The sequence below is a fragment of the Devosia sp. genome (genome assembly GCF_028290645.1).
Classification (GTDB): domain Bacteria; phylum Pseudomonadota; class Alphaproteobacteria; order Rhizobiales; family Devosiaceae; genus Devosia_A.
Map to the genome: position 1 here is coordinate 1 of NZ_JAQGJL010000161.1, position 10,197 is coordinate 10,197.

Below are 10,197 nucleotides of genomic sequence, written 5' to 3' on the forward strand. Positions count from 1 at the left end.
CATGGCCGCGAACCGGAGCAACCACCCTACCCCGCCCGCTTCTCCGCCCCGTCCCGCGCCCGCCGCAGCACGTCCGCATATTCCGTATTGAACCGCAGTTCCGCCATCTTGATCGCCGCATCGAGCCGCGCGCCGGTCACCCGGTCCGTCGGGTTCTGGCGGAAAATCTCGAGGTTGCGCTGCACGTGCACCTCGAGCGATTGGCCGACCTGCGTCCAGATCTGGTCGAACATGGCGTTGAGCGCCAGCGAGTCGCGGCAATCGCGCACCGTCGCCAGGACGTAGCAGCCGTTGAGCGCCGCCAGCACCTGATCGCTGTCGAGGCGGTCCGTCCCCTGGTGGCGCCGCAGCGCCAGGTTCACGTCGAGCGTCACGTCGCGGAGCTTGGGCTCGACCACCTCCGACACGTTCTTGGTCACCGCCGCGACCAGCATCGACCAGCGCGACAGCCGCCCCAGTTCGATGAACCCGGTCACCGCCCGCATCAGCCGGTGAAAGCGGTCGATGGCGCGGCAGACCAGGTCGATATCGGCGAAGGCGCCATATTGCTGCAGCGCCGGCACCTGCGCCTGCGCGTGGCTCAGCATGGCGTCGACCAGCGGCCCGAAGCCGGCCCGCTGCACCGCCTTCTCGCTGGCCGAGCCGGTGAGGCGAATCACTGCGGTCACCAGTTTGCTGGGATTGGTCACCTGCCCCATCGCCGCCTGCATCAGCAACGCCGAGACGGCATGGTCGGAGAGCGGCATGGATTGCAGCGCCAGCCCGAGCGCCGCCTCGTCGGCCATGCCGTTGGCGGCGCGGCCGAAGGCCTGTGCCTTGTCGAGCAGGCTCCGGCATTTGAGTGCATTGAGCACCACCGGCAGCCGCTCGAAGGCGGTCTCGCCGCCGAACTGGACTTTCAGCCGGCGCGTCATTTCGGCGTCTGCAGCGGTCGCGGCGAGAGCGGCGCGGGCCCGCTGCAGCAGTTCCGGCATCAGCGCGTCGAGCGCCTCGCGCGCCCCGGGCTCGTCGCCCGTCGCCCCGGCATCGATGAGGTCGGGCGCAATGTCCCGCACCATCCAGGTCCAGGCCGCCGCGGCATGGGTCTCGGACACCGCGCCGTCGAAATCGAAGCCTGCCGGATCGGGCACCAGCACCGCATCGATGAGGCCGAAGAACGGCCGCCCGGCGGGCTTGGGCCGGCGCGACGGCGCAGTCTCGAGCTTCTGGACGAGGGTGGGGCTATCAGGCATGGAAACCGGTGGGCGCGAGGGGGCCAAGAGTAAGCCCCGACCCTAGCGCCCGCCGGTAAACAAATGACTATTCAGGCCCTTGCGCCCGATCACATCGGCGTCAGCCGACGCCGGAGGCCCTTAGCCGGCGACGCTCCAGGTGCCGTCGATCTCGCGGCAGGCGGTGCCCTTCCGGGCATGGGGCGTCCCCGCAATGGTCACCGTGTGGGTGAAGTCGCGGCAGTCGATATTGTTGACCCGCACATAGGGGCCGACCGTCACCGTGCCGCCGGTGCCCTTGTCGCCGGACCAGGCGCGCGGCGCGCCGGGGCGGCCGAAGGTCAGGGCGTTGAACTGGGCGCTCGCCGCCTCGGACTTGTCCTTGGCGCTCAGCTGCCCGACCACCGACGGATCGATGAACGAGGTCACGTCGTTCATCGTCACGCTCGCCGTCTGAATGGCGCCGGGAGCGGGGACCGAAGCGGGGGTGATGGTGGGTTGCGTCGCCAGCTGCGAGTTCGGCTGCGGCAAGGTCGGCCCAAGGGCCACGTCGGAAGTGCTGGGGCCCATGCTGCAACCGGCGAGCAGGAGCATGGCGAGAACTGGGAGGGCGCGGACGATGTGCTGCATGAAGTCCCCTGGGGCGGTGCCCTTATTCCTTGCGTATTGAGGCGAAAGTACGGAACCCCGCCACCTTTGCGGCCGGCAGCCGCAGCTCTGCCAGGAGGCCTCCCAGCACCGAGCGTTTCAATTGCAGGGAGCCGCCGTAGACGTCAACCAGTTCCTTGACGATATCCAGCCCGAGGCCCGAACCGGGGGTCTTCTCGTCCAGCCTGACACCGCGGCGCAACACTTTGGTCGCCTCTTCCTCGGTCAGGCCCGGCCCGTCGTCGTCGATCTTGATGAGCAGGTTCGCCGTGGTCGGGGTCCGCTCCGCCACCACCGTCACCCCGATCGAGGACTTCGCCCACTTGCAGGCATTGTCGAGCAGGTTACCCGCCATTTCCTCGAGATCGCTCTCGTCGCCGCGGAACCACGGCAGCGAGGCGTCCGGCCGGACCATGGCGATGGTCACCCGCGGGTTGAGCTTCTGCATCACCCGGGTCAGCCGCAGCATCACGTGGGTGGGGTCGGCTTTCTTGCCCACCACGGTCGAGCGCGCCGCGAGCCGCGCGCGGTCGAGATAGGTGCTCACCAGCTGGCTCATCTTCTCGGTTTCCGAGGCGACGACCTTGGCGAGCCCGTTTTTCTTGTCCGCGCTCGCCTCGTTGCGCAGCACCGCGATCGGCGTCTTCAGCCCATGCGCAAGGTTGCCCACCTGGTTGCGCGCCCGCTCGACGATCTGCGCATTGGCACGCAGCAGCTCGTTGATCTCCTCGGACAGCGGCGCCAGCTCGGCCGGATAGGCCCCGGCGACCGACGCCGCATCGCCCTCGCGCACCCGCTCCACCTCGCGCCGCAGCTGCTGCACGGGCCTGAGCGCAATGCGCGCCACGATCGTCGACATCACCGCCAGCATGATCGCCACCGCACCCAGGACGATCAGCGTCTGCCCGCGGAACTCGTCGACCAGCTGCAGGATCTCGTCGAGAGAACCCGTCACCATGATGTGGAGCGGCATGCCGTTCACCGTCACGGCGCGCTCGACCACCCGGATCTTGATGTCGAACGGGTCGGTGAGGATCGCAGACTTGGTGTTGCTCGCATCGAACGGCCCGGGCAGCGGCCCCAGCACCATGCCGACATAGGAATTGGAGAAGTTGAGCAGCTCGCCCTTGTCGTCGCGGATCGCCCAGTACCAGCCCGAGCCCGTCCGGTCGAAGCGCGGATCGGCGACCTTGATCTGGTCGGATTTCGGCGTGTCGGAGAGAAGGCTGAGGTCCGTCAGCGTCTCGATATGGAACTCGAGCGTATCGACCAGCGAGTTATCCAGCGCCCGCGAATAGAGCTCGGTGAGGAGGAACGCCGTCGCCACCAGCGCCACGATCAGCCACCCGGCCGACAGCAGAAACAGCGAAGCGGCAATGGAACGCTTCTTCATGGCCGCCGATCCCTCGGCCGATATGCCTTCTCCCCTTGCGGGAGAAAGTGCCCGAAGGGCGGACGAGGGGTCTCTCTCCGCGCACTCCGTCGCTCGCCGCTTCGCTCCGCGCGCGCAACGTTCGGTTGCGGACCCCTCGTCCGGCCTGTCGGCCACCTTCTCCCACAAGGGGAGAAGGTGATAGGCCGAGAGCTCGGCGATGGGTTGGCGCTACGAATGGTCGTCCTCAATCCTCAGCGATCTGATACCCAAGCCCGCGCACCGTCTGGATGCAATCCTCCGGCAGCTTCTTGCGCAGCCGGCCGACGAACACCTCGATCGTGTTGGAATCCCGGTCGAAGTCCTGATCATATAGGTGCTCGGTCAGTTCGGTGCGCGAGATCACCTTGCCCTTGTGATGCATCAGGTAGCTCAGCAGCCGCAGCTCGTGGCTGGTCAGCTTCACCGAGTGCCCGTCGACCGTCACCTTCCCCGCTTTCACGTCGAGCCGCACCGAGCCGGCGCTGATCTCGTTGCTGGCCTGCCCCGCTGCCCGGCGCACCAGCGCGCGGACCCGGGCCAGCACTTCCTCCATGTGGAAGGGCTTGGCCACATAATCGTCGGCGCCGGCGTCGATCCCCTGCACCTTGTCGCTCCAGCGATCGCGCGCGGTCAGCAGCAGCACCGGGGTTTTCTTGCCGGCGCGGCGCCATTCCTCGAGCACCGAGAGCCCGTCCATCTGCGGCAGCCCGATATCGAGCACGATCGCGTCATAAGGCTCGGTGTCGCCGAGGAAGTGCCCCTCCTCGCCGTCGAACGCCACATCGACGACATAGCCCCCCTCGGTCAGCGCATCCCTCAGCTGGCGATTGAGATTGGTGTCGTCTTCCACGACGAGAATGCGCATCGCTATGTCCCCTTTTGCCGCCGCGACCCGTCTCTGCACCCGGCGAGAGCCGGCCCTGCGCGCGAGACCATGTCCGCGATGGATTTTACGTTAGGCCTCACTGGGCCGGCAAGCTCACAGGTTTGCTTTCGCCATTGGAATCCATGACGTTGACCTGCCATTCGAGACGGCCGCCAACCAGGCACACCCGCACCTGCGAGCTGATGATCTTGCCATCCACCCCCGAAGCCGCCAGGGCCTCGGAAAGCTGGATCAGCTGGCCATCGTCGATCCTCTGCTGGATCTCGCGCTTGGAAAGGCACTGCCCCTCCTGCGCCCAAACCGGCGCAGCAACGCCGAGCCCCAGCGCCAGCGCCAACCCGCCGGCCGCCACCAATGTCACAATCTGTCTCATGGGAGGCTATATGGGGGCAGGAGGCTGAATATGCGATGAACGGGGACGCTGCCTTCGTCATTGCGCACGCTGTAGGTTGGAGACTGGCGCGTCATCATGGAAGATGGCGTCGTCTACGACCGATTGGAGACTGCAGATGAACGAGATGGTGACCATCCCCAAGGCGGAGTACGAGCGCCTGCTTGCGGCCGCCGAGGACCTCGCCGATATCGCCGCCTACGACCGCGCCAAGGCCGCCCTTGCCGCCGGCCACGATCAGCTCATCCCCGCCGAGTTTGCCAACCGGCTCATCGCCGGCGAAAGCCCGGTGCGCGTGTACCGGGAGTTCCGCGGCCTGACCCAGCTCGCCCTCAGCGAGGCCTCCGGCGTCAACCGGGTCCAGATTGCCAACATCGAGTCAGGATCGAAGCAGGGGTCTGTCGACACGCTGAAGAAGCTGGCAGGTGCGCTGGGGGTGTCGTTGGACGATCTGGCTTGAGTGGGGCCCAGCGGCTGGCACCAGCGTCAATTCCCGATCCAATGGCTGAACGTGGGATGAGGTAGGACCGGCCCGTGGGCCGGTCCATGAGCAGCGCTTACTTGCGCTGCCCCTTCTTTTCATCCTGCGAGAGGACGGAGGCCGCGAGTTTCACCGCGTCGGCCTTAGTGGGGGTCTTAGTGCCCGAAAGCACCTTGCTGGCCAGAGTGGACAGCTTGCTTGAAGATTGGCGGGTGGCCATTTCTTTCTATTCCTTCTGCGTCATCGAACGGCGGGTCCGAACCCCTAAACGCCCCAGCGTTTCCGCCCTGCGAATCATGCATGGAAACAGAGCGTAGATACAATGTATATCCACGCGGCATCGAATGCTAGTGCTGGCTAGGTTGCATCAATGCAGAGGATCGCCTCAATGCGTCCGACGACCTCCCACATCAGATCCTGGTTCGCCTTGCTGTGGAACTGCGCGTCGCGAGAGATCCAATCCAGGGTGCGAAACTGGTGGGTCAGAATTACGCCGGTCAGTTTCACCCCTCGCGGGATTTCGACCTCGAACGAACTGCCAGTTTTGGTATTGGTGATGGGGCAGACGGCCGCAAGTCCGGTGGCAATGTTAAAGTCGCGCGGCGATACGACGAGAGCAGGCCGGCGACCGGCCTGCTCCGTTCCTGATTGAGGCGTGAAGGTCAACCAGACGAAGTCCCCTCGTTCTGGTTGATAGGCTACGTCTTCTACCAAATCTCCTCGCCTTCTGGCTTACCCCAGTCTACCTCGCCAGTTTGGTTTCTAGCGGTGTGTCCAACGATAAGCTCTGCCAGTTTGAAGCGTTTGCGGGTGGGGGTTATGCGAATTGATCCGTCGTCTATTTCAACATCCACGCAAACACCCTCAACCAGCCGAGCCTCCTTTGTCACGTGACTAGGCAGCCTCAGGGCGAGGCTGTTGCCCCACCTACTGATTGTGGTTTGCATGTCGAGCTCCATGATGCGCCGTGGTCTGGGTGTGGCGTTCACGGACGTCGGCGCGTGCCGTCCGCTGGCGATACATAGTATATACGGATCAACTACGCCATAGGTTCCCTGAACAAAGAGTTAATAGCGCGACAAAGTGACGTCAGGAGTGTCTCTCCCTCACCCCTTGATCCCCTTCCGCAAAAACAAGATCGCCAGCCCCTCCATCAGCAGCTGCCCCGCCGCCTGCCCCTCGAAGCTGGGCAGGTCCACGCCGACCAGCTGGCTGATCGCCGCCAGCACCATCGCCGCCGCCACGATGTACGTCTTGAAGCCGTCCAGAATCCCGAAATTCACCAGAACCCTCCTGAGGTTGTGAGAAAGAAGCGCGATCAGCAGCCGGAGCCGCTGCCGGGCCAGCGCTTCGCCCAGCCCGTCGAAAATCGTCTTACGCATTGAAACTGCCCGCCTCTGCGTGTCCTGCCCCGAACACCGGGCTCAGCTGCGCCACGGTGAAAGCGAACGCCGCCGCCAGCGCGCCGAAATCGGCCACCTGCGCCGCCGCCGCGTAGGTCGCCGCCGGCGCCGAAACCTCGAAACTCCGCACCGCCGTCGCGCCATCGAAGATCGTCACCCGATAGCCCTCGGGCACATGCTCGAGCGGCACTTCCATCGCCGCCCAGGCGCCCGCATCGGCCCGGCTCCGCCGCACCCAGCTGAGCGCGATATCGCCGCCCGCCCCGCGCACCGCGCGCAGATGCACCGGCGGCAAAGCCAGCACCGACCCCAGCCCCAGCACCGCCGAAAATGCCGTCCCCGTCGCATCGTGCCGCCCGGCAAAAGCCCTGAGCGCCAGCTCGCCGCCGAGCCAATCCGGCTCCACCGGCAGCACCGCGACATTGCCGTCAAGCACCACCACCCGGTTGCCTACCGTAGCCGGCCCCATCGCCACGTCGCTGCCGCCAAGCCCGCGCAGCAGATCGGTCAGCCGATATCGCCCCGCCGCCACCAGTTCGGCGCTGCCAAAGCCCAGCACCTCCCACTCGCCCGCGTCGGTCTCGACCGCGATCCGGTTGGCCCCGGCCAGCGCGACCTCGAAATCCACCGGCGCCAAGTGCCCGCCCGAGATCGAGACCTCGACGCTCCGCCGATCCCGCACATGCACCGGCCCCGCCGTCAGCGGCGTCACCAACTCCCCAACCGCCGCCGCCCGCGACAGCCGCGCGATCCCCGCCCCCGTCGCCACCAGCTGCACATCGACCTCCCCCGGCCACGGCGTCGCATAAGCCGCCAGCAACAGCCGCGACTGTCCGGGCGCCCCCGCATCCGGCGGAAGATGCGCCGCCACAAGAACCGGCTCCGCCGCCGGCGCCGGCCCCGCCGCCACCCGCGCCGGCCGGTCGCTCAACACCGCCGCCCGCAACACCGGCGGCAAAGCCCGCGCAGAAATTTTCCGCGCCAATCCATCGCGGATCTCTGCGATTTCGAACGGCCCCTCGCCCTCGCCCGTCACCGCCACCACGTCGCCCACCTCGAGCGCCGCTGCAGACGGCGGCAGCGCAAACTCCAGCGTGTCCCGCTGCGCGCTCGCCGCCATCAGCAGCTGCTCCGCCGCCGAGCGCGCCGAAGCCGCATCGAGCACCAGCCCCGAATTCTCGCTAGAGGTCGCCGCCCCCTCAGCCCGCATCGCCGTCACCGTGCCCGCCAGATAATCCCGCTCCCGATCGACGAATCCCAGCGCCAGCCGCGCCACCTCCTCCGACGGGTCCGGCCGCCGCCGCGCGGCCAACGGGCCGTCGTCCTTCACCAGCCCCTCGGCCGCAATCGTCGCCGCCACCGCCCCCGGTCGCACCAGCTCGAGCCCCTCCGCCCCATCGCGCACGGACAACCCCGCCGCCGCCAGCGCCGAGCCCGTCGCATCGCGCCACGACACCACGCCCTCGATCGCCACCCCATGCACCAGCGGCGGCGCCACATCGGCCGCCCCCAGCGCCACCCCGTAATCGGCCGCCACCGCCCGAGCCAGTTCATCCGCCGCCAGCGCCCCGAGCCGCCCCGTCAGCCAATGCCCCGCCGCATGGTTCTCCGCATCCGCCCAGGTCTCCACATCGGCCGGAAACGTGGGATACGGCCGCGCATCCCAGGTCCAGAGCGACACCCGCTCCACCATCGGATCGCCCTCCCAGTGCGAAAGCTGCGCCCGCAGAAACTGCCGCTGCATCAACCCATCCGGCGCCCCCGACGAGAAATACGGCCGCCCGCCCTCGGCGCTCTTCTCATCCGGAAACACGTTCGGCTGGTTCGCCCCCTTGTCGACCGCCCCGCAGCCCAGTTCGGTGAACCACACAGGCTTCGACCCCGGCACCCAGTCCGTCGGCGTCGCCGAGCGCACCCCTCCCACCCGGTCGTGATGCGCATTGCCCCACCACCCGGCGATGTCCTTGAACCGCCAGACCCATGGCTCGCCATGCGCCAGGTCGGTGATCGGCGTCCGCTCCCCCGCCAGCCGATCGGCGTCCGAGGCGTAGTACCAGTCGAACCCCTCGCCCCCGTCGATCCCCGCCTCGAGATAGGCCAAGCCATACGGCCCGTCCGCCCCGGCATCCGGCCCGTCCTCGCCATCGCGCCAGTCGGCGATCGGCATGTAGTTGTCGATCCCCACCGCATCGATGTCGTCCGACGCCCAGAGCGGATCGAGATGGAACAGCTTGTCTCCCGGCGCCTCCGGCGGCTGGAACCCGTGATACTCGCTCCAGTCCGCCGCATAGGTCAGCTTCACCCCCGGCGCGATTGCCCGCGCCTCCGCCGCCAACTCAACCAGGGCATCGACGAACGGAAACCCCGCCGCCCCGCGCAGCGTCGTCATCCCCCGCATCTCCGACCCGATCACCAGCGCCTCGGCCCCCGCCTCCGCCGCCAGCGCCGCATAGTGCCGCACCAGCCGCCGAAAACCCCACCCGGTCGACGACCCGACAAACGCCGCCACCTGCGCATCCGCCGCTGCCGTGCCCTCGGGCGAGCCCACCGTCCCCGGCGCCGGCTCGCACGTGATCCGCCCACGCCACGGATAAGCCGGCTGCCCCATCGGATTGCCCACGGGAACATCCATCAGCACCATGGGATAAAGCGTCACCTCCAGCCCACGCGCCCGAAGGTCAGCCACCGCCGCCCGCACCGCGCCATCCGAGGGCGTCCCGCCATAAGCCGGCCCACCACCGTGCTGGGACACCACCCCCGCCGTCGCCCGCGTCAGGCCGGCAACGCCCCAGCTCGCGCCCTTGACGCTCCGCTCCGCCGCCTCGACCTTGGGCCGGATCGTGCACTCCCCGCAGCGCAGGTCGTCGCCGAACCAGCTCACCACCAGCGACACGTGCTCGAGGTTCGGACAGAGCTCCATCAGCTCGTCGATCGACAGCGTCCAGTCGCTCCTGAGCACCGAGGCATGCGCATTTTCATGCGCCGTCGCCCCGCGCCCCACCACCCGCACCCGCGCCACCGGGTCGTAGCCGAACTCGGTCGCCCCCGGGATCACCGTCACCGAGCGGATCAGCGGCTCCAACTCCCCCACCACCCGGCAAAGCTCCACTGTGATGTTGGGAATGCGGTTGCCGAACGGCGAAAGCGGCAGCCGCTCGAACACCAGGTAGCAGAGCCCCCGATAAGCCGGCGCCGCCCCCTCGCCCTGCACCGCCTCGATCAGGCTATCGACCGCCTGCGTCTCCGTCCCGCGATAGAACCGAACCGCCAGCCCCTCGGTCTCGAGCACCTGCCCATCCGCCCAGATCCGCCCCAGCCGGCTGACCTCGCCCTCGCACAACCCCACCGCGAAGCTCGCGACGATCTCGCGCGGCTCCGCCGGCGCCGTCCCCTTGGCGCCCGAATCCTCGCTCGCAATCTCCTCGAGCTCCGTCGCCCAGATGATGTTCCCACTGAGCCGGCTCCACCCATAAAGCCGCGGCACCGCCCCGCCTTCGGCCGAGCCCGAAAGCCGCACATCCGCCCCCGCCACCGCCTGCGGCTTTTCCGCAAACAGCGCCTGGTCGACGAAACTGCCCGCTAGCGCCCCCAGCGCCCGCCCGATGGTCGCGCCAATCGGCCCACCGACGGCACCGCCAATGAACTGCCCCGCCACGGACAGAGCCAAGGTTGCCATGTTGAATCTCCGATGTTTCAGTCAGTGCCTTCTCCCCTTGAGGGAGAAGGTGGCGCGCAGCGCCGGATGAGGGGTCCCGCGACACAA

General features: G+C 67.7%; 10 protein-coding genes. 1 reads left to right on the forward strand and 9 read right to left on the reverse strand.

Annotation, left to right across the window (positions count from 1 at the left end; genetic code table 11):
• Positions 1-26: 26 nt before the first annotated feature.
• The 5 genes from JWQ89_RS09195 to JWQ89_RS09215 all read right to left on the reverse strand — a co-directional run bounded on the left by JWQ89_RS09195 (position 27) and on the right by JWQ89_RS09215 (position 4,532).
• Positions 27-1,232 carry a hypothetical protein gene (locus tag JWQ89_RS09195; protein ID WP_299640328.1) on the reverse strand — a complete coding sequence of 402 codons (1,206 nt, stop codon included), beginning with the start codon at positions 1,230-1,232 and terminating at the stop codon, positions 27-29.
• 120 nt (positions 1,233-1,352) lie between these two features.
• Positions 1,353-1,841, reverse strand: a complete 489-nt coding sequence (locus JWQ89_RS09200) for a hypothetical protein (RefSeq protein ID WP_299640329.1) — start codon at positions 1,839-1,841, stop codon at positions 1,353-1,355.
• Between the two features lie 22 nt (positions 1,842-1,863).
• On the reverse strand, positions 1,864-3,252 hold the full coding sequence (locus JWQ89_RS09205; RefSeq protein ID WP_299640330.1) for a HAMP domain-containing sensor histidine kinase: 1,389 nt from the start codon (positions 3,250-3,252) through the stop codon (positions 1,864-1,866).
• Positions 3,253-3,478: 226 nt separating this feature from the next.
• Positions 3,479-4,138 carry a response regulator transcription factor gene (locus JWQ89_RS09210; RefSeq protein ID WP_299640331.1) on the reverse strand — a complete coding sequence of 220 codons (660 nt, stop codon included), beginning with the start codon at positions 4,136-4,138 and terminating at the stop codon, positions 3,479-3,481.
• A gap of 97 nt (positions 4,139-4,235) precedes the next feature.
• Positions 4,236-4,532 (reverse strand): hypothetical protein, encoded by a 297-nt coding sequence (locus tag JWQ89_RS09215; protein WP_299640332.1) that lies wholly within the window; start codon positions 4,530-4,532, stop codon positions 4,236-4,238.
• 136 nt (positions 4,533-4,668) lie between these two features.
• Between JWQ89_RS09215 and JWQ89_RS09220 the strand changes: the two genes are divergently transcribed.
• Positions 4,669-5,010 (forward strand): helix-turn-helix transcriptional regulator, encoded by a 342-nt coding sequence (locus tag JWQ89_RS09220; RefSeq protein WP_299640333.1) that lies wholly within the window; start codon positions 4,669-4,671, stop codon positions 5,008-5,010.
• A gap of 97 nt (positions 5,011-5,107) precedes the next feature.
• On the opposite strand, the gene JWQ89_RS09225 is transcribed toward JWQ89_RS09220, so the two are convergent.
• From JWQ89_RS09225 to JWQ89_RS09240, 4 genes are all read right to left on the reverse strand, one after another.
• Positions 5,108-5,251: a hypothetical protein gene (locus JWQ89_RS09225; protein ID WP_299640334.1), complete on the reverse strand. Its 144-nt coding sequence runs from the start codon at positions 5,249-5,251 to the stop codon at positions 5,108-5,110.
• A gap of 137 nt (positions 5,252-5,388) precedes the next feature.
• Positions 5,389-5,745, reverse strand: a complete 357-nt coding sequence (locus JWQ89_RS09230; RefSeq protein ID WP_299640335.1) for a type II toxin-antitoxin system PemK/MazF family toxin — start codon at positions 5,743-5,745, stop codon at positions 5,389-5,391.
• Between the two features lie 392 nt (positions 5,746-6,137).
• Positions 6,138-6,413 (reverse strand): hypothetical protein, encoded by a 276-nt coding sequence (locus tag JWQ89_RS09235; RefSeq protein ID WP_299640336.1) that lies wholly within the window; start codon positions 6,411-6,413, stop codon positions 6,138-6,140.
• A complete protein-coding gene (locus JWQ89_RS09240; protein ID WP_299640337.1) occupies positions 6,406-10,110 on the reverse strand; it encodes a glycoside hydrolase/phage tail family protein in 3,705 nt (1,234 codons plus the stop codon). The genes JWQ89_RS09235 and JWQ89_RS09240 overlap by 8 nt, the downstream gene beginning before the upstream one ends.
• Positions 10,111-10,197: the final 87 nt, after the last annotated feature.

Bases quoted from the DNA above. Each gene is read 5' to 3' on its own strand.
- JWQ89_RS09195 (WP_299640328.1), bottom strand. From the start codon at position 1,232: ATGCCTGATAGCCCCACCCTCGTCCAGAAGCTCGAGACTGCGCCGTCG.
- JWQ89_RS09200 (WP_299640329.1), bottom strand. From the start codon at position 1,841: ATGCAGCACATCGTCCGCGCCCTCCCAGTTCTCGCCATGCTCCTGCTC.
- JWQ89_RS09205 (WP_299640330.1), bottom strand. From the start codon at position 3,252: ATGAAGAAGCGTTCCATTGCCGCTTCGCTGTTTCTGCTGTCGGCCGGG.
- JWQ89_RS09210 (WP_299640331.1), bottom strand. From the start codon at position 4,138: ATGCGCATTCTCGTCGTGGAAGACGACACCAATCTCAATCGCCAGCTG.
- JWQ89_RS09215 (WP_299640332.1), bottom strand. From the start codon at position 4,532: ATGAGACAGATTGTGACATTGGTGGCGGCCGGCGGGTTGGCGCTGGCG.
- JWQ89_RS09220 (WP_299640333.1), top strand. From the start codon at position 4,669: ATGAACGAGATGGTGACCATCCCCAAGGCGGAGTACGAGCGCCTGCTT.
- JWQ89_RS09225 (WP_299640334.1), bottom strand. From the start codon at position 5,251: ATGGCCACCCGCCAATCTTCAAGCAAGCTGTCCACTCTGGCCAGCAAG.
- JWQ89_RS09235 (WP_299640336.1), bottom strand. From the start codon at position 6,413: ATGCGTAAGACGATTTTCGACGGGCTGGGCGAAGCGCTGGCCCGGCAG.
- JWQ89_RS09240 (WP_299640337.1), bottom strand. From the start codon at position 10,110: ATGGCAACCTTGGCTCTGTCCGTGGCGGGGCAGTTCATTGGCGGTGCC.